Below are 21,566 nucleotides of genomic sequence, written 5' to 3' on the forward strand. Positions count from 1 at the left end.
TTGCTTCATGCCGTCCCCGGTAAAATTCGCGCCGATTAAAGGTCCAGTCTATGTCCATCTTCCGCCGCCCCCACTACACCTCCGAGATCACGAACTTCATCGAGGAGATGAAGGAAAAGAAGCCGACGCTGGAGGCCGAGCAGCGCGCCGGCCGCGCCCTGCTGTGGGACAAGCACCTCGACCGCGGCCTGCTGGAGGAATACAGCGAAGCCCGCGTGCCCCAGCAGCCCTACGTCTACCAGACCCAGACCAAGTAAGCCATTCGCCGATGCCGAATTGGCAGCAAATCTCCGTCCGCATTGCGTCGGCCGCTATTGAAACGGTAGCACCGGCACGATGAACAGCGACGAGGACAACGGCACGCTGGTGGTCGACATGCCCGAGGTGGTCGACCAGGTCGCGCTCGCGAGGCTCTATGGAGAGCCGCTGTTCGCGATGCCGAAGGACCTGTACATCCCGCCCGAGGCGCTGCAGGTGTTCCTGGAGGCCTTCGAGGGCCCGCTCGACCTGCTGCTCTACCTGATCCGCAAGCAGAACTTCAACATCCTCGACATCCCGATGGCGGGGCTCACGCGGCAGTACCTGAGCTACGTCGACGAGATCCGCCAGAGCAACCTCGAGCTCGCGGCCGAGTATTTGCTGATGGCCGCGATGCTGATCGAGATCAAGTCGCGCATGCTGCTGCCGCCCAAGAAGGTGGCCGACGGCGAAGAGGCCGAAGACCCGCGCGCCGAACTCGTGCGCCGCCTGCTCGAGTACGAGCAGACCAAGCTGCAGGCCGCCGCCATCAGCGCCATGCCGCAGTACGGCCGCGACTTCTGGAAGGCGCAGGTCTACATCGAGCAGTCGCTGAAGCCGCGCTTTCCCGACGTGGACGTGATCGAGCTGCGCGACGCGTGGGCCGACATCATGAAGCGCGCCAAGCTCGTGCAGCACCACAAGATCTCGCGCGAGGAACTCAACGTGCGCGAGCACATGAGCATCGTGCTGCGCCACCTGCAGGGCCAGCGCTTCGTGGAGTTCGAGAAGCTCTTCGACGTATCGCGCGGCGTGCCGGTGCTGATCGTCACCTTCATCGCGATGCTGGAGCTCGCGAAGGAGACGCTGATCGAGATCACGCAGGCGGAAGCCTTCGCTCCCATCTACGTGCGGCTGGCGTACTCCCCTTCCTGATTCATACCTCGTGCGCGACTTCGACGTCCTCATCGTCGGCAGCGGACTGGCCGGCCTCTCGGCGGCGCTGCACCTGGCGCCCACGCACCGCGTGGCCGTGCTGACCAAGCGCGCGCTGAACGACGGCTCCAGCGCCTGGGCGCAGGGCGGCATCGCGGCGGTGCTGGCCGCGGGCGACAGCTTCGACGCGCACGTCGAGGACACGCTGGTCGCCGGCGCCGGCCTGTGCGACCCCGAGGCCACGCGCTTCGTGGTGGAGCACGCGCCCGAGGCCATCGGCTGGCTGCGCGAGCTGGGCGTGCCCTTCTCGGAAGAAGATGGCGGCCTGCACCTGACGCGCGAAGGCGGCCACAGCCAGCGCCGCATCGTGCACGTCACCGACGCCACCGGTGCGGCGGTGCAGCAGGTGCTGATCGAACGGGTGCGCCGCACGCCGAACATCGCGCTGTTCGAGAACCACACGCTGGTCGACCTCATCACCGGTCCGAAGATCGGACTCGACGACCCTGCCTGCCTGGGCCTCTACGCACTCGACGGCGAAACCGATGAGGTGCTGGCCTTCCGCGCGCCGCACACCATCCTGGCCACCGGCGGCGCGGGCAAGGTGTATCTCTACACGACCAATCCGGACACGGCCACCGGCGACGGCATCGCCGCCGCGTGGCGCGCGGGCTGCCGGGTGTCGAACATGGAGTTCATCCAGTTCCACCCGACCTGCCTGTATCACCCGCACGCGAAGTCCTTCCTGATCAGCGAGGCGGTGCGCGGCGAAGGCGGCCTGCTGAAGCTGCCCGATGGAACCCGCTTCATGCCGAAGCACGACGAGCGCGCCGAACTGGCCCCGCGCGACGTGGTGGCCCGCGCCATCGACTTCGAGATGAAGAAGCACGGCCTGGACTGCGTGTACCTCGACATCTCGCACCAGCCGGCCGCGTTCCTGAAGGAGCACTTCCCCAACATCCTGGCGCGCTGCCTGGAGCTGGGCATCGACATCACGCGCGAGCCCATTCCGGTGGTGCCCGCCGCGCACTACACCTGCGGCGGCGTGCTCAGCGACCTGAGCGGGCGCACCGACATCCCGGGCCTCTACGCCATCGGCGAGACCGCCTGCACCGGCCTGCACGGCGCGAACCGGCTTGCGAGCAACTCGCTGGTCGAGTGCATGGTGTTCGCGCGCGCGGCGGCCGGCGCCATCGCCTCGGCACCGGTGCGCGAACTCGCCGAACTGCCCGCCTGGGACGACAGCCGCGTCACCGACGCCGACGAGACCGTGGTCATCTCCCACAACTGGGACGAGCTGCGCCGCTTCATGTGGGACTACGTCGGCATCGTGCGCACCAACAAGCGCCTGGAGCGCGCGAGCCACCGCATCGCGCTGCTGCAGGCCGAGATCCAGGAGTTCTACGCGAACTTCCACGTCACGCGAGACCTGCTCGAGCTGCGCAACCTGGTGCAGGTGGCCGAGCTGATCGTGCGTTCCGCGCAGGCCCGCCACGAGAGCCGTGGCCTGCATTTCAGCCGCGACTACCCCTCGCTCGCCGAGCCCACCGCACCCACGGTGCTGGCGCCTCCGGCAGACCGATAACCCCCACCCGTTCGTTTTTCTTCACTCAAGGATGCCCGGCCACCGACGCCCGCAGGGAGAAACCCAACCATGTCGAACATCACGCCCACCCCCGCCACCACCGAAGCACCGCCGGCCTCGCCCTACGGCACGCTGCCGCCGGCCTCCCCGCCCGCGTCGCGCAAGCCGGTGAGCCTGCCGAGGCTGGCCGACATGCACGCGCGCGGCGAGAAGATCGCGATGCTCACCGCCTACGACGCTACCTTCGCCGCCATGGCCGACGCAGCCGGCATCGATTGCCTGCTGGTCGGCGACTCGCTCGGCATGGTCTGCCAGGGCCTGAACAGCACCGTGGGCGTGAGCCTGGACACCATGCGCTATCACACCGACAGCGTCTCTCGCGGCCTGCGCCGCGTGCAGGGAACGGCCTGGCTGATCGCCGACCTGCCCTTCGGCAGCTACCAGGAGTCGCGCGAACAGGCGCTGCGCAGCGCCACCGTGCTGATGCAGGCCGGTGCGCACATGGTCAAGCTCGAAGGCGGCGGCTGGACCACCGACACGGTGCGCTTCCTGGTCGAGCGCGGCATTCCCGTGTGCGCCCACCTCGGCCTGACGCCGCAGACGGTGCATGCGCTGGGCGGCTACCGCGTCCAGGGCAAGGGCGACACGGCCGGCGCGCTGCTGAAGCAGCAGGCCCACGAACTGCAGGACGCGGGCGCCGCAATGCTCGTGCTCGAGATGGTGCCGGCCGCGCTGGCCGCCGAACTCACAGCCGAGCTGAAGCACTGCGCCACCATCGGCATCGGCGCGGGCAAGGCCACCGCCGGACAGGTGCTCGTGCTGCACGACATGCTGGGCATCAACCTCGGGAAGATGCCGAAGTTCGTGCGCAACTTCATGGCCGACGCGCCGGGCGTGCTGCCCGCGCTCAAGGCTTACGTGCAGGCCGTCAAGGACGGCAGCTTCCCCGACGACCGACTCCACGCCTGGTAGGCAGACAAGGAAAAAGGAAACCCCTCATGCACATCGCACACACCATCGCCGAACTGCGCGATCACCTGGACGCCTTCAGGCGCCCCGCCTTCGTCCCGACCATGGGCAACCTGCACGACGGCCACCTGGCCCTGGTGAAGCAGGCGAAGCCGCTGGGCGACGTGACGGTCGCCAGCATCTTCGTGAACCGCCTGCAGTTCCTGCCGCACGAGGACTTCGACACCTACCCGCGCACCTGGGAGAGCGACTGCGAGAAGCTGCGCTCGGCCGGCTGCGACGTGCTGTTCGCGCCCGACGAGAAGACGCTCTACCCCGAGCCCCAGACCTGCAAGGTGCACCCCGACCCGGCGCTGGCCGACATCCTCGAAGGCCACTTCCGCCCGGGCTTCTTCGTCGGCGTGTGCACGGTGGTGATGAAGCTCTTCCAGTGCGTGCAGCCGCGCGTGGCCGTGTTCGGCAAGAAGGACTACCAGCAGCTGATGATGATCCGGCACATGGTCCGGCAGTTCGCGCTGCCCATCGAGATCGTGGGCGGCGAGACCTTCCGCGCCGAAGACGGCCTGGCGCTCTCGTCGCGCAACGGCTACCTCAGCGAGAGCGAACGTGCCGAGGCGGTGCAGCTTTCGAAGGCGCTGAAGGCGATGGCCGAGGCGGTGCGCTCGGGCGAACGCGACCTCGGCGCGATCGAGGCCCGCGCCATGCAGGCGCTCGCGCAGCGCGGCTGGCAGCCCGACTACCTGGTGCTGCGCCGCCGCTCCGACCTGCAGGCGCCGGCTGCCGGCGAGCCGCTGGTGGCGCTGGCCGCCGCGCGGCTGGGCAGCACGCGGCTGATCGACAACCTCGAGATCGAGACGGCTGCCCCATGACCTACAGCGTCAAGGAAATCTTCTACACGCTGCAGGGCGAAGGCGGACAGGCCGGCATGCCGGCCGTGTTCTGCCGCTTCGCGGGCTGCAACCTCTGGACAGGCCGCGAGGAAGACCGCGCCTCGGCCATTTGCCGTTTCTGCGACACCGACTTCGTCGGCACCGACGGCACGCTGGGCGGCAAGTTCAAGACCGCCGCCCTGCTGGCCGACACCATCGCCGCGCAATGGCCAGCCACCGATGCCGATCACCGGCTGGTGGTGCTGACCGGCGGCGAGCCGCTGCTTCAGGTCGACAAGGCGCTGGTCGACGCGCTGCACGCGCGGAGCTTCCGCATCGCGGTGGAGAGCAACGGCACGGTCGCAGCGCCCGAGGGCATCGACTGGCTGTGCATCAGCCCCAAGGCCGGCGCGCCCTGGGTGCAGCAGCGCGGCCAGGAGCTGAAGCTGGTGTGGCCTCAGCCAGGCATCGACCTCGACGCCATGGCACGCACCGGCGAGTTCACCCACCGCTTCCTGCAGCCCATGGATGGGCCCGACCGCGTCGCGAACACCGAGCTCTGCATTGCCGAATGCATGAAGCAGCCCGTGTGGCGCCTGAGCGTGCAGACCCACAAGATCACCGGCATCCGCTGAGGCGGAACCCTTTTCCCCGAGTTTTTGTTTTTGACGATGCGATTCACCATCAGCCAACGCTTTTTCTTCGACGCCGCCCACACGCTCAAGCGCGAGATCGAGGCCGAAGGCAGCCGCCGTATCCACGGCCATACCTATCACGCGGAGGTGTGGCTCTCGGGCGAGCGCGATCCTGTGACCGGCATGGTGATCGACCTGGGCCTGCTGCGCCGCCGGCTCGAGGACGTGCGCGAGCAGCTCGACCACCGCCTGCTGGACGACGTGCCGGGGCTGCATCCGCCGACGCTGGAGAACCTGTGCGTGTTCATCGCGGATGCGCTGCCGGACCTGCGGCCCTCGCTGGCGCGCGTGCGGGTGTGGCGCGAGGCGATGGGCGATTCCTGCACCGTGGATTTCCAGGGGCTTGCTCCCTCTCCCCTTGGGGAGAGGGTTGGGGTGAGGGCTGACGGCATCGAAGGCCACGCGGTGTTGTAAGGCCCGAGACCCTCACCCTGACCCTCTCCCGCACGCGGGAGAGGGAACAACACCTCAGGCGGCGCCGATGCCCGCCACCAGGCTCCCCGGCGCCAGCCCGTTCTTCAACCCGGCCGTGAACGCCAGCATCCGATCGATCGGCACCCGCGCCCGCAGCCCCAGCGCCGGATCGACGTGGATCTCCCCCGCCCCCGTCTCCAGCGCATTCGCCAGCTCCACCAGTCCGTTCATCGCCATCCACGGGCAATGCGCGCAGCTCTTGCAGGTGCCGCCGTTGCCGGCCGTGGGCGCCTCGATGAAGACCTTGCCGGGGTTCAGCGTGCGCAGCTTGTGCAGCATGCCGCTATCGGTGGCGACGATGAACTCCTTGGCATCCATGCGCTGAGCGGCGTTGAGGATGGCCGAGGTGGAGCCGACCGCATCGGCCAGCTCGATCACGTCGGAAGGCGACTCGGGGTGCACCAGCACCTTGGCCTTCGGGTGCTCCTTCATCAGCAACTCGAGCTCCAGCGCCTTGAACTCGTCGTGCACGATGCAGGCGCCGTTCCAGCTGACCATGTCGGCGCCGGTCTGGCGGCGGATGTAGTCGCCCAGGTGGCGATCGGGGCCCCACAGGATCTTCTGCCCCGCCGCATGCAGCGCGTTCACCACGTCGAGCGCGCAGCTGGAGGTGACCAGCCAGTCGGCGCGCGCCTTCACGGCCGCGCTGGTGTTGGCGTAGACGACCACGGTGCGGTCGGGATGCTGATCGCAGAAGGCGCTGAACTGGTCGACGGGGCAGCCCAGGTCGAGCGAGCAGTTCGCGTCGAGGTCGGGCATCAGCACGCGCTTCTCGGGCGAGAGGATCTTCGAGGTCTCGCCCATGAAGCGCACGCCCGACACCACCAGCGTCTGCGCGGCGTGGTCGCGGCCGAAGCGCGCCATCTCGAGCGAGTCGCTCACGATGCCGCCGGTTTCCTCGGCGAGGTCCTGCAGGTCGGGATGCACGTAGAAGTGCGACACCATCACCGCATTGCGCTCGCGCAGCAGGCGGCGGATGCGCTCCTTCAGCGCGATGCGCTCGTCGGGCGATGGCTCGGGCGGCACGCGCGCCCAGGCGTGGCGGGTGTCGCAGACGGCGCCGGCCCTGGTTCCGGCGGGCTGCTCGTAGTCGACGTCGATGACCGTGGACGGCATGGGCAGATCAGCCTTCCTGGAAACGCATCGAGTAGTCGATCGCCTTGACGTCCTTGGTCAGGGCACCGACGGAGATGCGGTCGACGCCGGTTTCGGCCAGGGCGCGCAGGCCGTCCAGCGTGACGCCACCCGAAATCTCGAGCACGGCCTTGCGGCCTTCGCCAGCCCCGTCGTTGATGCGCACGGCCTCGCGCAGCGTGGGCAGGTCCATGTTGTCGAGCAGCACCATGCGCGCCCCGGCGTCGAGCGCCTCGCGCAGCTGGGCCAGCGTCTCGACCTCGACCTCGACGAACTCCGCCTTCGCGGCGGCAGGCGCCACCGCACGCAGGGCTGCCGCCACGCCGCCGGCTGCGGCGATGTGGTTTTCCTTGATGAGCACCGCGTCGTACAGGCCGATGCGGTGGTTCAGGCCGCCGCCGGTGCGCACCGCGTACTTCTGCGCGAGGCGCAGGCCGGGAATGGTCTTGCGGGTGTCGACGATGCGCGCGCGGGTGCCGCGCACGGCGTCGGCATAGAGCGCGGTCTTGGTGGCGACGGCGCTCAGCAGCTGCAGGAAGTTGAGCGAGGTGCGCTCGGCCGTCAGCAGCGCGCGGGCCGAGCCTTCGATCTCGAGCACCGTCTGGCCGGCCTCGCAGCGCTCGCCCTCGGCGCAGAGCCACTGGATGCGCACCTGCGGATCGAGCTGCCGCAGCGTGGCCTCCACCCAGGGCGCGCCGCAGACCACGGCCTCCTCGCGGGCCAGCACGCGGGCGCGGGCGCTGCGGGCGGGGTCGACCAGCGAAGCGGTGAGGTCGCCGTCGGCGACGTCTTCCTGCAATGCGCGGGTGGCATCGGACAGGGCCAGCGCGGCCACGGCCGACGCTGAAAAATCAAAGCGAAGGCTCATGGCTCTCTTTGTCTCTGCGTTTTTCTCAGGGGGATTGACGGGGGGAAGCGGTGGCGCCCGGCTGGGGCTGCTGCACCGATTCCGGCACCGGCTCGCGGCCGACGAGGGCCGCCACGGCGTCTTGAGGGCTCATTCGGCCGTCGAGCAGCGCGACCACGCCCTCGGCGATCGGCATCTCGATGCCGAGACCGCGCGCGCGCTGCACCACGGTGCGGGCGCAATACACGCCCTCGGCCACGTGGCCCAGCGAATCGACGGCCTGCGCCAGCGTGCGGCCCTGCGCGAGCAGCAGGCCGACCTTGCGGTTGCGCGACAGGTCGCCGGTGGAGGTCAGCACCAGGTCGCCCAGGCCAGAAAGGCCCATGAAGGTTTCCGCGCGAGCGCCCAGCGCGAGGCCGAAGCGCGTCATTTCGGCAAGGCCGCGGGTGATGAGCGCCGCGCGGGCGTTGAGCCCCAGCGCGAGGCCGTCGCACAGGCCGGTGGCGATGGCCAGCACGTTCTTGACCGCGCCGCCCACCTCCACGCCCACGATGTCCTCGTTGGCATAGACGCGCAGCGCGGGGCCGTGGAAGGCGTCGACCAGCATGGCGCGCACGGCGGCGTGCGGACTGGCGGCCACCAGCGCGGTCGGCCGCCCTTCGGCGACTTCCTGCGCGAAGCTGGGGCCGCTGAGCACGCCCGCTCTCAATTCAGGAGCAACCTGGGCCCAGATCTCGTGAGCCAGCAGGCCGAAGGATGTCGAGGAGGAGCTGTCCAGCGCGGGCTCGACGCCCTTGCACAGCCAAGCCACAGCGGCGCTGGTACCGCGCAGCGCAATGAGTTGCGCGCGCAAGGCGGCCATCGGCGTGGCCACGATGACGAGGTCGGCGCCGGCCTGCGCCTGGGCGATGTCGCCGGCGCGCACGGCCAGCGAGGCCGGCAGGGCCAGCCCGGGCAGGTAGCGGGAGTTCTCTCGCACGGCCGACATGGCGTCGGCCTGGGCGGCGTCGCGCGCCCAGAGGGTGACTTCGTGGCGGGCCGCCGCATTGACGGCCACCGCCGTGCCCCAGGCGCCGGCGCCATGAACGCAGATCTTCATCGGCGTCGGTGGCTGCTACGGCTGCAGTGCCGCGATTACTGTGCCAGCGAGGGCGCAGCCTGGCCGGCGGCCTGGGCCTGCTGCTGCTCGTACATGGCCTGGAAGTTGATTTCGGCCAGGTGCACGGGCGGGAAGCCGCCGCGCTGGATCACGTCGGCGACGTTGCCGCGCAGGTAGGGGTAGACGATCTGCGGGCAGGCGATGCCGAGGATGGCGCCCATCTGCTCTTCGGGCAGATGGCGGATCTCGAAGATGCCGGCCTGCTTGGCTTCGACCAGGAACACGGTCTTGTCGCCGATCTTGGTCTGCACGGTGGCGGCCACGGTGATCTCGAAGATGCCTTCAGCCACGGGCTGTGCGTCTACGCCGAGCTGGATGTCGACGGTGGGCTGCTCCTGCTCCAGCAGGATCGCGGGCGAATTGGGCTGCTCGAGCGACAGGTCCTTGAGGTAGACGCGCTGGATCTGGAAGACGGGATCTTGGGCTTGCTGGTCGGCCATGGCTGAACTTTCGAGGATCAAAACAATGCCCGCCGGGGAGGGGGTCCCGCAGCGGGCTGCAGATGAGTGAACTGGCGATTATGGCCCCGTCGCAGGACGGTTCCGGGGCAGGGCCGGTTTCAGGCGCCCTGCAGCAGCGGAACCAGGCCGCCGCGGCTGTCGAGCGCCATCAGGTCGTCGCAGCCGCCCACGTGGGTGTCGCCGATGAAGATCTGGGGCACCGTGCGGCGCTGGGTGATCTCCATCATGGTGTTGCGGGCCTGGGGGTCGGTGTCGATGCGGATCTCCTCGATCTGCTCGACGCCCTTGGACTTCAGGATCTGCTTCGCGCGTATGCAGTAGGGGCAAACGGCGGTGGTGTACATCTTGACTGCTTGCATACGCTCCATCTCGGGGGGATTTCAGGCTTTTTCAACCGGCAGGTTAGCCTCTTTCCACGCCTTCAGCCCGCCGGACACCGCTTGGGCCTGCTCGTAACCGAGCTTCTTGGCCACCGCCACGGCGCGCTGGGCGCGGGCGCCGGTGGCGCAGACCAGCAGCAGCGGCACGTTCTTGTTCTTGACCGTGCCGGCGAGCTTTTCCTCGAGCTGGTTCAGGGGAACGTTCCTGGCGCCGATCATGTGGCCGGTGGCGAACTCCTCGGGCTCGCGCACGTCGACAAGCACGGCGCGCTCGCGGTTGATGAGCTGCACGGCGCCCTGTGCCGTGAGCGTTCCGCCGCCCGCCCCCCGCACCAGCGGCCAGGCCAGCATGGCGCCCGAGCTGAGCGCGATCAGGATCAGCATCCAGTTCGCGGTGACGAATTCGATCAATTTCACGGGGGTTCCTTGAATGGCAAACCGGGGATTTTAGAATGCGGGGTTTCGCAAGCGCAGCCAAAGGCCTCCCACATGCACAAACTGGTATTGATCCGTCACGGTGAATCGACCTGGAATCTCGAAAACCGCTTCACCGGATGGACCGACGTCGACCTGACCGAAACCGGCGTCGAACAGGCCAAGCAGGCCGGCCGGCTGCTCAAGGCCGAAGGCTACGACTTCGACGTCGCCTACACGAGCGTGCTCAAGCGCGCCACCCGCACCCTGTGGCACACGCTCGACGAACTCGACCGCACCTGGCTGCCCGTGGTGCATTCCTGGCGCCTCAACGAGCGCCACTACGGCGGCCTGCAGGGCCTGAACAAGGCCGAAACCGCCAAGAAATACGGCGACGAGCAGGTGCTGGTCTGGCGCCGCAGCTACGGCACCCCGCCCCCGCCGCTGGAAGCAGACGACCCGCGCAGCGAACGCGGCGACGTGCGCTACGCCAAGCTGTCGCCCGAGCAGATCCCGCTGACCGAGTGCCTGAAGGACACGGTGGCGCGCGTTCTGCCCTTCTGGAACGAATCGATGGCGCCGGCCATCCGCACCGGCCGCCGGCTGGTGGTGGCGGCCCACGGCAACTCGATCCGCGCGCTGGTGAAGTACCTCGACGGCATCTCCGACGACGACATCGTCGGGCTGAACATCCCCAACGGCATCCCGCTGGTGTACGAGCTCGACGACGACCTCAAGCCCCTGCGCCACTACTACCTCGGCGATGCCGCGGCCGCCGAGAAGGCCGCCGCCGCGGTGGCATCGCAGGGCAAGGGCTGAGAGGCCCGCCAAGAGCGCCCTGAAAAGCCCCCGTCCGGCGCTCCACCCGTGGAACCCCGGCAAACAATTTGCTTCCAAGCTGTGTATATTGGACTGACAGCCGCCGACAAGGACAACCACTCATGATGGGCCAGAAACTCAAGATCACCGGCTGGGTCGCCGCCGGCGCCGTTGCAGGCGTCCTGACCACCGTCTCGCTGCAGACAGTCGCGCGCGGCTCGCTCGCGCCCCTGCCGCTCGAGGAATTGCAGCAGCTCGCCGCCGTCTTCGGAATGGTCAAGAGCGACTACGTGGAGCCGGTCGACGAGAAGAAGCTGATCTCCGACGCCATCTCCGGCATGGTCGCCGGACTCGACCCCCACTCCCAGTACTTCGACAAGAAGTCCTTCAAGGAATTCAGGGAAGGCACCACCGGCCGCTTCGTCGGCGTGGGCATCGAGATTTCGCAGGAAGACGGCCTCATCAAGGTCGTCTCGCCCATCGAGGGCTCCCCCGCCTTCCGCGCGGGCCTCAAGCCCAATGACCTGATCACCAAGATCGACGACACCGCCGTGCGCGGCCTGTCGCTGAACGAGGCGGTCAAGCGCATGCGCGGCGAAGCCAACACCAAGGTGCTGCTGACCATCTTCCGCAAGGACGAGAGCCGCACCTTCCCCGTGACCATCACGCGTGAAGAGATCCGCACGCAGTCGGTTCGCGGCAAGATGATCGAGCCCGGCTACGGCTGGATCCGCCTCTCGCAATTCCAGGAGCGCACCGTCGACGACTTCGTCAAGAAGATCGACGAGCTCTACAAGGAAGACCCGAACCTCAAGGGCCTGGTGCTCGACCTGCGCAACGACCCGGGCGGCCTGCTCGACGCGGCCGTGGCGGTGTCGTCGGCCTTCCTGCCCGAGAACGTCACGGTGGTCACCACCGACGGCCAGCTGGCCGAGAGCAAGTCGGTCTACAAGGCAGCGCCGGAGTTCTACCAGCGCCGTTCGGGCAGCGACCCGCTGCGCAGCCTGCCGGCCGCGCTGAAGACCGTGCCGCTGGTGGTGCTGGTGAACGAAGGCTCGGCTTCCGCCAGTGAGATCGTCGCCGGCGCGCTGCAGGACCACAAGCGCGCCACCATCATGGGCAGCCAGACCTTCGGCAAGGGCTCGGTGCAGACGGTGCGCCCGCTCGGCCCCGACACCGGCCTGAAGATCACCACCGCGCGCTACTACACGCCCAGCGGCACCTCGATCCAGGCCAAGGGCATCGTGCCGAACGTGCTGGTCGACGAAAGCGCCGAGGGCAGCCCCTTCGCCGCCCTGCGCATGCGCGAGGCCGACCTCGAGAAGCACCTGGCCAGCGGCCAGGGCCCAGAAGTCAAGGACCCGGAACGCGAAAAGGCCCGCGACGAGGCCCGCAAGCGCCTCGAGGAAGAAGCCAAGAAGCCGCCGCAGGACCGCAAGGTGCCCGAGTTCGGCACCGACAAGGACTTCCCGCTCGTGCAGGCGCTCAACCGCCTGAAGGGCCAGCCGGTGCTCGTGAGCAAGACGCAGGTCATCGTCGACAACAAGGAAGAGAAGAAAGAGAACTGAGCCGGCAAGTCGGTTCTTTTCAGGAATACCGCGGAACCGGCCTTGCCGGGCCGCCGGTATTGCCCCCGATAGGGTGTGGGCGGCCACACGAAGTGGGCAAGCCTGGGGGCGAGCATGAATGATCACCAGCTGCTGCGCTATTCGCGCCACATCCTTCTGGAAGAATTCGGCATCGACGGGCAGGCCCGAGTCAGTGCCGGACGGGTTCTGGTCATAGGCGCCGGCGGGCTGGGCTCGCCGGTGGCCCTTTACCTTGCGGCAGCGGGCGTCGGCCACATCGTGCTGGTCGACGACGACGAAGTCGACCTCACCAATCTCCAGCGCCAGGTGGCCCACACCCATGCGCGCGTCGGCCTGCCGAAGGTCGAATCAGCCGCGCAGGCCATGCGCGACATCAACTCCGACATCGCCATCGAAACCCACGCACTGCGCGCCGACGAGGCGCTGCTGTCGCGCCTCGTGGCCGAGGCCGACGTGGTGGTCGACTGCTGCGACAACTTCGCCACCCGGCAGGCCGTCAACCGTGCCTGCGTGGCGCATGCGAAGCCGCTGGTGGCGGGCGCGGCGATCCGTTTCGACGGGCAATTGAGCGTCTACGACACCCGCGACGCCGCCTCGCCCTGCTATGCCTGCCTGTTCCCGCCCGATGCGAGCTTCGAGGAAACGCGCTGCGCGGTGCTCGGCGTGTTCGGCCCGGTGGTCGGCACCATCGGCACGCTGCAGGCCAGCGAGGCACTGAAGCTTCTGGCCGGCATCGGCCCGTCCCTGGCGGGCAAGCTGCTGATGTTCGACGGGCGCAGCACCTCGTTCGACACGCTGCGGGTGGCGCGCGATCCGCACTGCAGCGTCTGCGCGCAACGCGCGACCTTCCCCTCCACTCCGGTCTAGTTGGGCTGCTTCGCGCCCTTCGCCCGGGCGGCGCCCTTGGCTGCCGCCCCCGCCGTGGGCTTGTTCGCCTGCGCCACCACGCCCTGGCAGTTCGAATCCTCGCCCGGGCCCGGCTCGATGGTCGCGGCGAGTGCCAGCAGCGGATTGACCGCACCCAGCGCCAGCGCGGCCAGCCCGCGCCCGGCCAGCGGGCCGACCTCCAGGCCGCCCTTGGGATCGCCGAATGTGCCGCCCACCACCAGCGGCGTGCGGATCGAGAGGATGTTCTTGCTCTTGGGCTCGGGGCGGATCACGAAATCCAGCCCCTCGGTCGCCAGGTTGGCCTGGCCGGTGGCGATGAAGACGGCGTTGGTGGTGTCCACCACCAGCGTGCGCCCGGTCATCAGGCCCTTGTTGACGTCGAAGGCCAGGGCCGCGCAGCGCAGCTCCACGTTGCGGTCGCCGCGCAGGATGAACTTGATGATGTCGCCGCCCACCAGCGTCGCGAACACCGGCAGCAGGTTGCCGAACTGCCCGCGTCCGGAGATGACCGCCACATCGCCCGACGCGCCGCCGAGCCAGTTGGCGACGGTGCTGCCGGAGCCCGAGAGATTGATGCGCCCGTCCAGCCTGCCGACGCTGTTTCCGGTGGTTTCGAGCTTCGGGAACAGCCGCACCAGCTGCATGGCCCGGGCGTCGAGCGAGGCGCGGATGTCCGCGGGCTTCTTCGAGCCGTCGATGCGGATCGCGCCGCTGAGCCTGCCGCCGGCCACGCCCAGGTCGAGCGGATCGAGCGTGAGCACGCCTTCGGCCAGCTTCACCTGCACGCTGCCGCGCTCCAGCGGCACCTCGCGCACGTTGCGGATGCGATCGGCCGTGTACTTCACGTCGGCGTTCATGGCGCGCAGGCGATCGAAGTCCAGCGGCGCCGTGGGCAGCACCTTGCCGCCGGGCCGCTTGACCTGGGTGACTGTGGGCGGCGGCGCGACCCCTTCCACCGTGGCGGCGGTGCGCGCCGTGGGCGGCAGGCCGATCAGCGGGCCCAGGTCGTCCATGTCCATCACGTTCGAGCGCAGGTCGCCCGCCAGGTGCGGCAGCTTGCCGGACTGGTCGAAGCGCATGTCGCCCGCGATGTCGGACAGGCCCAGGCGCCCCTTCAGGCCCGAGGCCTCCCACAGCTTGCCGCGCTTGTCGAGCTTGCCGCTCAGGGTGTAGGGCGAGGTCTGCGGCAGCGCGATGCCCAGCAGCGGGAACAGCGCACCCAGCGTCTGGCCCTTGATGTCGAACCTGGCGTCGATGCCGTCCAGGTCCGACAGGCGCGCGACCGTGCCGGCCGCCCTCAGCTGCGTCTGGCCCGCGGCGGCGCGGATCTCGATCGGGAAAGGCGGCGCGTTCGTGGCCTCGATCTGCAGCACATTGCCCGTGCGCCCGCTGGCGGTCAGCGGCTGGCCCTTGTAGCGGCCCTTGATGCGGTAGTCCAGCGGCATCTCGCCGCGGCCGCTGTCGTAGTTCAGATCGGCATGCAGGTCCACGCCCAGGTGCTTGGCCAGGAAGTCGACCGCGCCACTGTCGATCTGCACCTGGCCGATGGTGGGCACGGTGCCGCCTTCGGAGCTGTCCTTGCCTTCCTTGCCCAGCGACCATGTGCGGCGGCCGTCGGCTTCCATCTGCAGTCCCACCGTGGGCGAGGAAAGCGCCAGCCTGGGAATGACGATGCTGCTCGAGATCAGCGGCCAGAGGCGTATGTCGAAGTCGGCACGCTCCGCCTTCACCAGATAGGGATCGCGCGCCCATGAGGGGTTGGCGAACTCCACGCCGTCCAGCCTCACTGTGGCCTGCCGCCACCCCAGGCCCACGTCGAGCCGCCGGGTGATCTCGAACTTGCGCCCGGTCTTCTCGCTGACGTAGCGGTTGACCGGTTCGCGCAGCACGTCCCAAGGGAAGAAGGCGAGCCCGATCGCCAGCAACGCAACCAGCAGCACGAGGCCCGCCAGCAGCTTCTGCCAGAGCGGCCGGCCGCGCAGGACGCCGGCCTTCTTCGGTACGTTCGTCGTTGCCATGGGCTCCTTGTAACTCAGTCGATCGCCCCGCCGCGGTCGGCCACGAACCGCAGAGATCGTGAGGGATTGCCTACTGGAGGCGCCTGCGCAGGCCGCGTCGGAACCCGCCTACAGCCACCAGCCGCCGAAGCTTGCATGATGCGCGCAGGGGACGAAGCAAAGTCGAGCGGCAGGCAGTTCCTGCCAACGGGCGCACGCTGAAGGCGTCCGCAAAAGCTCAGAGGAAGAGTGGTTCGGCATGGATTCCAGATTGCAGACTTATGTTGTCGAAGACAACCTCACGATCCGTGAAAACCTCATCGGCACGCTGGAAGAGCTCACCTGTACCACCGTGGTCGGCTTCGCCGACACAGAGAGCGGCGCGCGCGCATGGCTGCTCGGCCACGACGGCGATTGGGACCTCATGATCGTCGACCTCTTCCTCAAGCAGGGCAGCGGCCTCGGCGTGCTGCAGGCCTGCCAGGCCCGCAAGCCGGTGCAGAAGGTGGTGGTGCTCAGCAACTACGCGACGCCCGACATCCGGCGGCGCTGCGCGGAATTCGGGGTCGATGCGGTTTTCGACAAGTCGAACGAGATCGACGCGCTGGTCGAGTTCTGCCTCGTGCAGGCCCGCGACCGGGCCTCGCGCTCCTCGCCCGGAGCCACCGGCTGAGCAATGAAAGAAGAAGCGAGAAGAAGCCCCCTTGGACCCCTTCGCCGCCCATCAGCCGATCTCAGTCGATCAGCTTGTTCTTCAGCGCGTAGTACGTGAGGTCGCTGTTGGAGGAGAGATTCATCTTCTCCATCAGGCGCGTGCGGTAGGTGCTCACGGTCTTCACCGACAGCGACAGCGTCTTGGCGATGTCACCGGCGGTCTCGCCCTTGGCGAGCTTGAGGAACACCTGGAATTCACGCTCCGAGAGCTGCTCGTGCGGCGCGGCGTCGTCCTTGCGGTCGAGCTGGCGGGCCAGCAGTTCGGCCACGGCGGGCGTGATGTAGCGCCGGCCCAGGGCGATGGTGCGGATGGCGTTGACGATCTCGATGGGATCGCATTCCTTGTTGAGGTACCCGCTCGCCCCCTGACGGATCAGGTTCATCGCGTAGTGCTCCTCGGGGTATCCGCTCAGGATGAGGATGCCCACGTCCGGCGCCTTGGCGCGGATCATGGCGAGTGCGTCGATACCGCTTTGCCCGGGCATCGAAAGGTCCATGACCAGCACGTCCAGCTCCGTGGTGCGCACCAGTTCGATGGCCTCGCGGCCGCTGGCAGCTTCACCCGCCACGCGCAGGTCCACGTGCTCGGAGAAGAACTGCCGGAGGCCCGATCGCACGATGGCGTGGTCGTCCACAATTCCGATTTTGATCATTTGTTACTTTCGTCGTTGTGTTGCGCACCCGAGGGTCGCAACATGCCAGGTCCCTGATTGTTGTCAATTATTCACGAACTTGCGCCGCAAGCAGCCTTGAAAGTTTCATGCACTGGTTAGCCCCACCAAGAATGGCCGTGAGCCTGCTGCTCGCGGCACTGGCCGCGCTGGCCCTCGTCGGCATCAACGAGGCCGGGTACCGGCAGTCCAGCCGCGCCCTCGCCGACATCGACGAGGCGCAGCAGGTGCGCGGCACGCTCAACCAGCTGCTGCAGAACATGCTGGACGCCGAGACCGGCCAGAGAGGCTACCTGCTGACCGGCGAGGCCGGCTACCGAAAGCCCTACGACGACGCGGTCAAGCAGGTCGACGGCCACCTCGCCACCTTGCGCCGCCTGTACGCCGGCCGGCCAGCCGAGCTCGCCCAGCTGACCGAGCTGTCGAAGCACGTGCTGCGCAAGATCGCCGAGATGGACATGAGCGTGCGCCTGCGCCAGGACGGCAAGGAGGACGCCTGGAAGTTCGTCATCACCACCGACGTCGGCAAGGAGGAGATGGAGGCCATCCGCACCACCGCCGGCGAGCTGGTGAAGATCAGCAACGGCACCCTGCACCAGAGCCAGGCGCAGGTGCTGCGCTCGCTGCAGCTGGCGCGCATCGGCACCTCCATCGTGGCGGTGGCCGCGCTGATCGCCTTCTTCCTGTATCTGCGGCAGACCCATGCGCTGCGCTCCATCGGCGAGCGCCAGCAGGAGGCCCTGCAGCGCGAGCGCAACGCCCTGGAAGACGAGGTGCGCGAGCGCACAGCCTCGCTGGCCGAACTGGCGACCCACCTCCAGGACGTGCGCGAGACCGAGCGCGGCTTCCTTGCGCGCGAACTGCACGACGAACTGGGCTCGCTGCTCACCGCCGCCAAGCTCGACGTGGCGCGGCTGAAGTCGCGGCTGGCGGACGCGCCCGACGCGATCCAGCGGCTGCAGCATCTGACCGAGCTGCTCAACAGCGGCATCGCGCTGAAGCGCCGGATCATCGAGGACCTGCGGCCCTCCTCGCTGGCCAACCTCGGGCTGGTCGCTTCGCTGGAGATCCTGGGGCGCGAGTTCGGCGAGCGCTCGGGCCTGCAGGTGGAGATGGTGCTGGAGCCGGTGACCATGGATGAATCGCGCCAGCTCACCATCTACCGGATGGTGCAGGAGAGCCTCACCAACATCGGCAAGTACGCCGAGGCCACCGAGGCCACCATCGTCCTGAAGAACTACGACAACCACGTGGTGGTGGAAGTGGCGGACAACGGCAAGGGCTTCGACACGCTTCGCGTGCGGCCCTCCACCCACGGCCTCGCGGGGATGCGGCACCGCGTGGAAGCCGCGCGCGGCAGGCTCACGGTGGCGTCGGTGCCGGGCAAGGGCACGCGGCTGAGCGCCATGCTGCCGATCGTCAAGCCGGCCTGAGCCCGGGCCGGGACGGTCGAGGCCGGCACTTCTGCACACGCCGCCGCAAGGCCACTCGGCCATCTCCTACGCACCCCAGCCACGGCCGCTGACAGGTCGGGGACGGCCCTCCACTTAAGGTTGCATCCATGGCGCCGGAGCCTTCCTTTTCTGGGGAGTCCGGTGCGATGTTTTCAAGACAACGAGCCAAGCCTCGAAGGAGTTCCACATGCTGCATTACGCCGTGGTGTTTCTGGTCATCGCCCTGATCGCCGCCCTCTTCGGGTTCGGCGGCATCGCCGCCAGCGCGGTGGGCATCGCCAAGATCCTCTTCGTGATCTTCGTGATCCTCGCGATCGCGAGCTTCCTTGCCGGCTTGCTACGACGCAAGTAGCGTCGTTACGATCAACAGGCTTGCGCATTTCACTTTTCCGGAAAGGACTTTCAAATGAACACGACGACCAAGACTCCCTCGCAACTCGCCGAAGAAGCGCGCCAGACCGCCCGTGACGCGGTCGAAACGACCCGCGCCTATGCACAGAACGCGGTGAATGCGGCGGGCGAAAAGGTCCGCGACCTGCAGCGCGATTCCGAGCCGGCCGTCGAGCAGCTGGCCGCCCGCGTGCAGCAAGCCGTTCAGCGCGGCCTGGACGCCGCGTCCACCACCAGCGCACGCGCGCAGCGCCGCCTCGAGCAGGCCGCCGACGTGACGGGCCGCTACATCTCCGACCAGCCCGTGCGCTCGGTGCTGCTGGCAGCGGCGGCCGGCGCCGCCATCACCGCGCTCATCGTGCTGGCCAGCCGCCGCAGCCGCGACGACTACTGATCGATACGGCAACAGGCGTTCATCGTCGATCGACCCCGGCACCATGCTCCATCCGATTTTTTCCACGGTGCTCGGGCATCCGGAACTCGTCGCTGAACACCTCGCCAACTACGCCGCCCTCATCCGGCAGGAATCCGCCCAGGCGGGACGCGGCATCGCCACGCGCATCGTCGCGGCCGTGCTGGCAGTGGCCACCATCACCCTGGCGCTCGGGCTGATAGGCGTTGCGATCCTGCTGGGCGTGATGCACGGCAGCTTCCACTGGGTGCTTGTGGCCGTTCCGGGCGTGGCCGTGGTGATCGCGGCCATCTGCACCTGGTACGCGGCGCGGCCCGCACCCCACTACGCCTTCGAGGATCTGCGCTCGCAGCTCGATGCCGACCTGCAGGCCCTGCACGAAGCCGGAGCACGCCATGACCGGTACTGAGCGCCGCCATTCGCATTCCGAGCAACTCTCGCCTCAGCAGCGCCTGGCCCTTTCGCGCCGCGCGCTGGTGCGGCAGCTGAACGGCGGCGTGGACGACGACAGCCATCAAGGCCGCGGCCACGCCGGCTCCGATCCCCGGTTGGACGACCTGGAATACGCACACGATGAAGCGCAGGCCACAGGCCGGCGCCAAGGCCACCCGCACGAAAGAGGAGAAGGAGATCCCACAGGGCAAGGGGAACGCGGAGGCAGCCGAAGAAGAAACGAGAACGTATGGCTCGCCGTGGGGCGCAGCGTGCTGGAACGCTGGTGGCGCAGGCATCCCGCGCATGCGGTCGGCCAGCTGGCGCGGCCGATGCTGGAGCACTACGCCCGCAAGGAGCCGGCCAAGCTGATGGCAGCCGCGGCCGCCACCGGCGCGCTGCTGGTGCTGGTCAAGCCCTGGCGACTGCTGTCGGCGACGGCGGTGCTCGCGGCCGTACTGAAGACATCCGACGTGGCCGACCTCGTCAACACCCTGATGAGCAAGACCCCGAATTCAACTCGCCCCCCACGAAAGGACTCTCCATGAAAAACGACGTTTCCTCCACGGCAGCCTCCTCCAAGGCCTCCGGCCACCAGCACCTGGCGCTCGACCAGAGCGGCCTCGACGCAGCCCGCAACAGCCTGGACGACGGTGCCGTCACGCCGAGCTACGGCCCCTGGCGCGACGACGTCGTGAAGCTCCTGAACGATGCGCTGGCCACCGAGCTGGTCTGCATCCTGCGCTACAAGCGCCACTACTTCACCGCCAACGGCGTGGAGTCGCCGGCCATCGCCGACGAGTTCCTGGTGCACGCCAACGAAGAGTCGGCCCATGCCGACCTCATCGCCGAACGCATCGTGCAGCTGGGCGGCGAACCCGACTTCGCGCCCACGCACCTGCTCGAACGCAGCCATGCCTCCTACGACGAATCGACCGACCTGCAGTCGATGGTGCGCGCCAACCTGATCGCCGAGCGCATCGCTGTGGAGTCGTACCGCCAGATGATCTCGCTCATCGGCGACAAGGACCCGACCACGCGCCGCATGCTCGAAGGCATCCTCGCCGATGAAGAGGAGCATGCCGACGAACTGAAGGACTGGCTCGGCCACTGAGCGACGAAGGCCCCGCCCATGAGAAAGCCCGGCAGCGCCGGGCTTTTTCGTTGCCGGGGGTCGAAGGGGATCTTCAGCCCTTCACCTCGAGCTGGTTGCTCACCGAGGTCACGCCCTGCACGCCCTTGGCGATCTCCTCGGCCCGCGCCTTCGCGGCGGCCGAGGGTGCCGGCCCCTTCAGGCTCACGGCGCCGGCCTTGGTGTCGACGTCGATCTTGATGGCGCTCAGGTCCGGGTCCCTGGCAAGGCCAGCCGAGACCGAGGCCGTGATGGCAGCATCGTCCATCGTCGCGCTCACTGCCGCGCCTGCCTCCTTGAGCGCTTCCTTGGCATTGGCGGCGCCTTCCTTCACCTCTGCGGTGGTGTTGGACGACTCGACCTTGGCCTTGGCGTCCTTCAGGGCCTCGCCCGTCTTTGCCGCGGCGGTGTCGGCCGCCTGCTCGGTCTTCGCCACGGCGCTGTCGAGCTTCTCGCCGGCAGTGCGGTTGTCGCCCTTGTCGCAGCCGGCCAGGGCCAGCGCGGCGCCGGCCAGCAGCATGGCAAGACAGACGTGCGCGTACGGCATGCCGGAGACGCGTTGTCGAATGTTCGATCCGTTGTTCATGGCAGTCCTCCTGTCGCTTCTTGGAAATTGGAAATGGGGAAGAAAAAGAGAGTGTGTGAACGGGGCGGCCGGGCTGGATGCATGCCCCCGCCCCCGACCGGTCACAGCTTGTCGGCGCCCGACTTGATCGCGTCCTTAGCCTTTTCCTTCACGTCGCCGTAGGTCTTCTGCACCTTGCCGGCGGCCTGATCGGCAATGCCCTCGCCTTCGAGCTTCTCGTTGCCGACAACCTTGCCGGCGACTTCCTTCAGCTTGCCCTTGGCTTCCTCGACGCGGCCTGCCACTTGATCCTTGTTCATGTCGCTTCCTTCCTGATGGATTG

At 68.2% G+C, this 21,566-nt stretch carries 27 protein-coding genes; 17 read left to right on the plus strand and 10 right to left on the minus strand.

Translation table 11 applies throughout. The annotated features are described in order from the left end of the window. Positions 1-50: 50 nt before the first annotated feature. From ABL843_RS24530 to ABL843_RS24560, 7 genes are all read left to right on the plus strand, one after another. Positions 51-257: a DUF3460 family protein gene (locus tag ABL843_RS24530; RefSeq protein WP_126024735.1), complete on the plus strand. Its 207-nt coding sequence runs from the start codon at positions 51-53 to the stop codon at positions 255-257. 79 nt (positions 258-336) lie between these two features. Then, positions 337-1,173: a segregation and condensation protein A gene (locus ABL843_RS24535; RefSeq protein ID WP_019656612.1), complete on the plus strand. Its 837-nt coding sequence runs from the start codon at positions 337-339 to the stop codon at positions 1,171-1,173. A gap of 10 nt (positions 1,174-1,183) precedes the next feature. Next, entirely contained in the window at positions 1,184-2,758 is a 1,575-nt protein-coding gene (gene nadB / locus ABL843_RS24540) for an L-aspartate oxidase (protein WP_418117647.1), read from the plus strand. A 69-nt stretch (positions 2,759-2,827) separates the two neighbouring features. Then, positions 2,828-3,730 carry a 3-methyl-2-oxobutanoate hydroxymethyltransferase gene (gene panB / locus ABL843_RS24545; RefSeq protein ID WP_418117648.1) on the plus strand — a complete coding sequence of 301 codons (903 nt, stop codon included), beginning with the start codon at positions 2,828-2,830 and terminating at the stop codon, positions 3,728-3,730. Between the two features lie 26 nt (positions 3,731-3,756). Next, positions 3,757-4,596 carry a pantoate--beta-alanine ligase gene (panC, locus tag ABL843_RS24550; protein WP_418117650.1) on the plus strand — a complete coding sequence of 280 codons (840 nt, stop codon included), beginning with the start codon at positions 3,757-3,759 and terminating at the stop codon, positions 4,594-4,596. Beyond that, a complete protein-coding gene (gene queE, locus ABL843_RS24555; protein WP_418117651.1) occupies positions 4,593-5,231 on the plus strand; it encodes a 7-carboxy-7-deazaguanine synthase in 639 nt (212 codons plus the stop codon). Before panC ends, queE begins: the two co-directional genes overlap by 4 nt. 36 nt (positions 5,232-5,267) lie before the next feature. Continuing rightward, positions 5,268-5,705, plus strand: a complete 438-nt coding sequence (locus ABL843_RS24560) for a 6-carboxytetrahydropterin synthase (protein WP_418117652.1) — start codon at positions 5,268-5,270, stop codon at positions 5,703-5,705. 54 nt (positions 5,706-5,759) lie between these two features. Here the strand turns inward: ABL843_RS24560 and nadA are convergent, their stop codons facing one another. From nadA to ABL843_RS24590, 6 genes are all read right to left on the minus strand, one after another. After that, positions 5,760-6,881 (minus strand): quinolinate synthase NadA, encoded by a 1,122-nt coding sequence (gene nadA, locus ABL843_RS24565; protein WP_418117653.1) that lies wholly within the window; start codon positions 6,879-6,881, stop codon positions 5,760-5,762. Between the two features lie 7 nt (positions 6,882-6,888). Beyond that, positions 6,889-7,767 carry a carboxylating nicotinate-nucleotide diphosphorylase gene (nadC, locus tag ABL843_RS24570; RefSeq protein ID WP_418117654.1) on the minus strand — a complete coding sequence of 293 codons (879 nt, stop codon included), beginning with the start codon at positions 7,765-7,767 and terminating at the stop codon, positions 6,889-6,891. Between the two features lie 25 nt (positions 7,768-7,792). Then, the gene (locus tag ABL843_RS24575) at positions 7,793-8,845 is read right to left on the minus strand and encodes an NAD(P)H-dependent glycerol-3-phosphate dehydrogenase (protein ID WP_418117655.1); all 1,053 of its coding nucleotides are present in this window, start codon (positions 8,843-8,845) and stop codon (positions 7,793-7,795) included. Positions 8,846-8,880: 35 nt separating this feature from the next. Further along, positions 8,881-9,345 carry a protein-export chaperone SecB gene (gene secB, locus ABL843_RS24580; RefSeq protein ID WP_093198195.1) on the minus strand — a complete coding sequence of 155 codons (465 nt, stop codon included), beginning with the start codon at positions 9,343-9,345 and terminating at the stop codon, positions 8,881-8,883. 119 nt (positions 9,346-9,464) lie between these two features. Beyond that, positions 9,465-9,725 (minus strand): glutaredoxin 3, encoded by a 261-nt coding sequence (gene grxC / locus ABL843_RS24585; RefSeq protein WP_126024726.1) that lies wholly within the window; start codon positions 9,723-9,725, stop codon positions 9,465-9,467. 21 nt (positions 9,726-9,746) lie between these two features. Then, positions 9,747-10,130, minus strand: a complete 384-nt coding sequence (locus ABL843_RS24590; protein WP_221297874.1) for a rhodanese-like domain-containing protein — start codon at positions 10,128-10,130, stop codon at positions 9,747-9,749. A 105-nt stretch (positions 10,131-10,235) separates the two neighbouring features. On the opposite strand from ABL843_RS24590, the gene gpmA reads away from it, so the two are divergent. From gpmA to ABL843_RS24605, 3 genes are all read left to right on the plus strand, one after another. After that, entirely contained in the window at positions 10,236-10,979 is a 744-nt protein-coding gene (gene gpmA / locus ABL843_RS24595) for a 2,3-diphosphoglycerate-dependent phosphoglycerate mutase (protein WP_126024724.1), read from the plus strand. A gap of 125 nt (positions 10,980-11,104) precedes the next feature. Further along, positions 11,105-12,547 carry a S41 family peptidase gene (locus ABL843_RS24600; RefSeq protein WP_126024802.1) on the plus strand — a complete coding sequence of 481 codons (1,443 nt, stop codon included), beginning with the start codon at positions 11,105-11,107 and terminating at the stop codon, positions 12,545-12,547. Between the two features lie 114 nt (positions 12,548-12,661). Next, positions 12,662-13,435 carry a HesA/MoeB/ThiF family protein gene (locus tag ABL843_RS24605; RefSeq protein WP_126024723.1) on the plus strand — a complete coding sequence of 258 codons (774 nt, stop codon included), beginning with the start codon at positions 12,662-12,664 and terminating at the stop codon, positions 13,433-13,435. Here ABL843_RS24605 and ABL843_RS24610 read toward each other — a convergent pair. Beyond that, on the minus strand, positions 13,432-15,474 hold the full coding sequence (locus ABL843_RS24610) for an AsmA family protein (RefSeq protein ID WP_418117656.1): 2,043 nt from the start codon (positions 15,472-15,474) through the stop codon (positions 13,432-13,434). The genes ABL843_RS24605 and ABL843_RS24610 overlap by 4 nt on opposite strands. 238 nt (positions 15,475-15,712) lie before the next feature. On the opposite strand from ABL843_RS24610, the gene ABL843_RS24615 reads away from it, so the two are divergent. Further along, complete coding sequence (locus tag ABL843_RS24615; protein ID WP_184642541.1) at positions 15,713-16,126, plus strand: response regulator transcription factor; 414 nt, start codon at positions 15,713-15,715, stop codon at positions 16,124-16,126. 61 nt (positions 16,127-16,187) lie between these two features. Here the strand turns inward: ABL843_RS24615 and ABL843_RS24620 are convergent, their stop codons facing one another. Further along, entirely contained in the window at positions 16,188-16,820 is a 633-nt protein-coding gene (locus ABL843_RS24620) for a response regulator transcription factor (RefSeq protein ID WP_019656595.1), read from the minus strand. A gap of 131 nt (positions 16,821-16,951) precedes the next feature. On the opposite strand from ABL843_RS24620, the gene ABL843_RS24625 reads away from it, so the two are divergent. The 6 genes from ABL843_RS24625 (at position 16,952) to ABL843_RS24650 (ending at position 20,640) form a co-directional block, all read left to right on the plus strand. Next, entirely contained in the window at positions 16,952-18,271 is a 1,320-nt protein-coding gene (locus ABL843_RS24625; RefSeq protein WP_126024801.1) for a CHASE3 domain-containing protein, read from the plus strand. Between the two features lie 208 nt (positions 18,272-18,479). After that, the gene (locus ABL843_RS24630; protein WP_093198217.1) at positions 18,480-18,644 is read left to right on the plus strand and encodes a DUF1328 domain-containing protein; all 165 of its coding nucleotides are present in this window, start codon (positions 18,480-18,482) and stop codon (positions 18,642-18,644) included. 54 nt (positions 18,645-18,698) lie between these two features. Next, entirely contained in the window at positions 18,699-19,076 is a 378-nt protein-coding gene (locus ABL843_RS24635) for a hypothetical protein (protein WP_369661013.1), read from the plus strand. 43 nt (positions 19,077-19,119) lie between these two features. After that, a complete protein-coding gene (locus ABL843_RS24640) occupies positions 19,120-19,503 on the plus strand; it encodes a phage holin family protein (protein ID WP_126024719.1) in 384 nt (127 codons plus the stop codon). Continuing rightward, positions 19,490-20,074 carry a hypothetical protein gene (locus ABL843_RS24645; protein WP_418117657.1) on the plus strand — a complete coding sequence of 195 codons (585 nt, stop codon included), beginning with the start codon at positions 19,490-19,492 and terminating at the stop codon, positions 20,072-20,074. The genes ABL843_RS24640 and ABL843_RS24645 overlap by 14 nt, the downstream gene beginning before the upstream one ends. After that, complete coding sequence (locus ABL843_RS24650) at positions 20,071-20,640, plus strand: ferritin-like domain-containing protein (RefSeq protein ID WP_126024717.1); 570 nt, start codon at positions 20,071-20,073, stop codon at positions 20,638-20,640. Before ABL843_RS24645 ends, ABL843_RS24650 begins: the two co-directional genes overlap by 4 nt. Positions 20,641-20,713: 73 nt before the next feature. On the opposite strand, the gene ABL843_RS24655 is transcribed toward ABL843_RS24650, so the two are convergent. Both ABL843_RS24655 and ABL843_RS24660 read right to left on the minus strand, forming a co-directional pair. After that, complete coding sequence (locus tag ABL843_RS24655) at positions 20,714-21,244, minus strand: BON domain-containing protein (RefSeq protein ID WP_418117658.1); 531 nt, start codon at positions 21,242-21,244, stop codon at positions 20,714-20,716. A 101-nt stretch (positions 21,245-21,345) separates the two neighbouring features. Further along, a complete protein-coding gene (locus ABL843_RS24660) occupies positions 21,346-21,543 on the minus strand; it encodes a CsbD family protein (RefSeq protein ID WP_093198234.1) in 198 nt (65 codons plus the stop codon). Positions 21,544-21,566 lie beyond the last annotated feature (23 nt).

Source organism: Variovorax sp. 350MFTsu5.1, assembly GCF_048302515.1.
GTDB classification, from domain to species: Bacteria; Pseudomonadota; Gammaproteobacteria; order Burkholderiales; family Burkholderiaceae_C; genus Variovorax; species Variovorax guangxiensis.

Excerpts from the sequence above, each read along its gene's own strand:
- ABL843_RS24530 (WP_126024735.1), top strand. The coding sequence starts at position 51 with ATGTCCATCTTCCGCCGCCCCCACTACACCTCCGAGATCACGAACTTC.
- ABL843_RS24535 (WP_019656612.1), top strand. The coding sequence starts at position 337 with ATGAACAGCGACGAGGACAACGGCACGCTGGTGGTCGACATGCCCGAG.
- panB (WP_418117648.1), top strand. The coding sequence starts at position 2,828 with ATGTCGAACATCACGCCCACCCCCGCCACCACCGAAGCACCGCCGGCC.
- panC (WP_418117650.1), top strand. The coding sequence starts at position 3,757 with ATGCACATCGCACACACCATCGCCGAACTGCGCGATCACCTGGACGCC.
- queE (WP_418117651.1), top strand. The coding sequence starts at position 4,593 with ATGACCTACAGCGTCAAGGAAATCTTCTACACGCTGCAGGGCGAAGGC.
- ABL843_RS24560 (WP_418117652.1), top strand. The coding sequence starts at position 5,268 with ATGCGATTCACCATCAGCCAACGCTTTTTCTTCGACGCCGCCCACACG.
- nadA (WP_418117653.1), bottom strand. The coding sequence starts at position 6,881 with ATGCCGTCCACGGTCATCGACGTCGACTACGAGCAGCCCGCCGGAACC.
- nadC (WP_418117654.1), bottom strand. The coding sequence starts at position 7,767 with ATGAGCCTTCGCTTTGATTTTTCAGCGTCGGCCGTGGCCGCGCTGGCC.
- ABL843_RS24575 (WP_418117655.1), bottom strand. The coding sequence starts at position 8,845 with ATGAAGATCTGCGTTCATGGCGCCGGCGCCTGGGGCACGGCGGTGGCC.
- secB (WP_093198195.1), bottom strand. The coding sequence starts at position 9,345 with ATGGCCGACCAGCAAGCCCAAGATCCCGTCTTCCAGATCCAGCGCGTC.
- grxC (WP_126024726.1), bottom strand. The coding sequence starts at position 9,725 with ATGCAAGCAGTCAAGATGTACACCACCGCCGTTTGCCCCTACTGCATA.
- ABL843_RS24590 (WP_221297874.1), bottom strand. The coding sequence starts at position 10,130 with ATGCTGATCCTGATCGCGCTCAGCTCGGGCGCCATGCTGGCCTGGCCG.
- gpmA (WP_126024724.1), top strand. The coding sequence starts at position 10,236 with ATGCACAAACTGGTATTGATCCGTCACGGTGAATCGACCTGGAATCTC.
- ABL843_RS24600 (WP_126024802.1), top strand. The coding sequence starts at position 11,105 with ATGGGCCAGAAACTCAAGATCACCGGCTGGGTCGCCGCCGGCGCCGTT.
- ABL843_RS24605 (WP_126024723.1), top strand. The coding sequence starts at position 12,662 with ATGAATGATCACCAGCTGCTGCGCTATTCGCGCCACATCCTTCTGGAA.
- ABL843_RS24610 (WP_418117656.1), bottom strand. The coding sequence starts at position 15,474 with ATGGCAACGACGAACGTACCGAAGAAGGCCGGCGTCCTGCGCGGCCGG.
- ABL843_RS24615 (WP_184642541.1), top strand. The coding sequence starts at position 15,713 with ATGGATTCCAGATTGCAGACTTATGTTGTCGAAGACAACCTCACGATC.
- ABL843_RS24620 (WP_019656595.1), bottom strand. The coding sequence starts at position 16,820 with ATGATCAAAATCGGAATTGTGGACGACCACGCCATCGTGCGATCGGGC.
- ABL843_RS24625 (WP_126024801.1), top strand. The coding sequence starts at position 16,952 with ATGGCCGTGAGCCTGCTGCTCGCGGCACTGGCCGCGCTGGCCCTCGTC.
- ABL843_RS24630 (WP_093198217.1), top strand. The coding sequence starts at position 18,480 with ATGCTGCATTACGCCGTGGTGTTTCTGGTCATCGCCCTGATCGCCGCC.
- ABL843_RS24635 (WP_369661013.1), top strand. The coding sequence starts at position 18,699 with ATGAACACGACGACCAAGACTCCCTCGCAACTCGCCGAAGAAGCGCGC.
- ABL843_RS24640 (WP_126024719.1), top strand. The coding sequence starts at position 19,120 with ATGCTCCATCCGATTTTTTCCACGGTGCTCGGGCATCCGGAACTCGTC.
- ABL843_RS24645 (WP_418117657.1), top strand. The coding sequence starts at position 19,490 with ATGACCGGTACTGAGCGCCGCCATTCGCATTCCGAGCAACTCTCGCCT.
- ABL843_RS24650 (WP_126024717.1), top strand. The coding sequence starts at position 20,071 with ATGAAAAACGACGTTTCCTCCACGGCAGCCTCCTCCAAGGCCTCCGGC.
- ABL843_RS24655 (WP_418117658.1), bottom strand. The coding sequence starts at position 21,244 with ATGAACAACGGATCGAACATTCGACAACGCGTCTCCGGCATGCCGTAC.
- ABL843_RS24660 (WP_093198234.1), bottom strand. The coding sequence starts at position 21,543 with ATGAACAAGGATCAAGTGGCAGGCCGCGTCGAGGAAGCCAAGGGCAAG.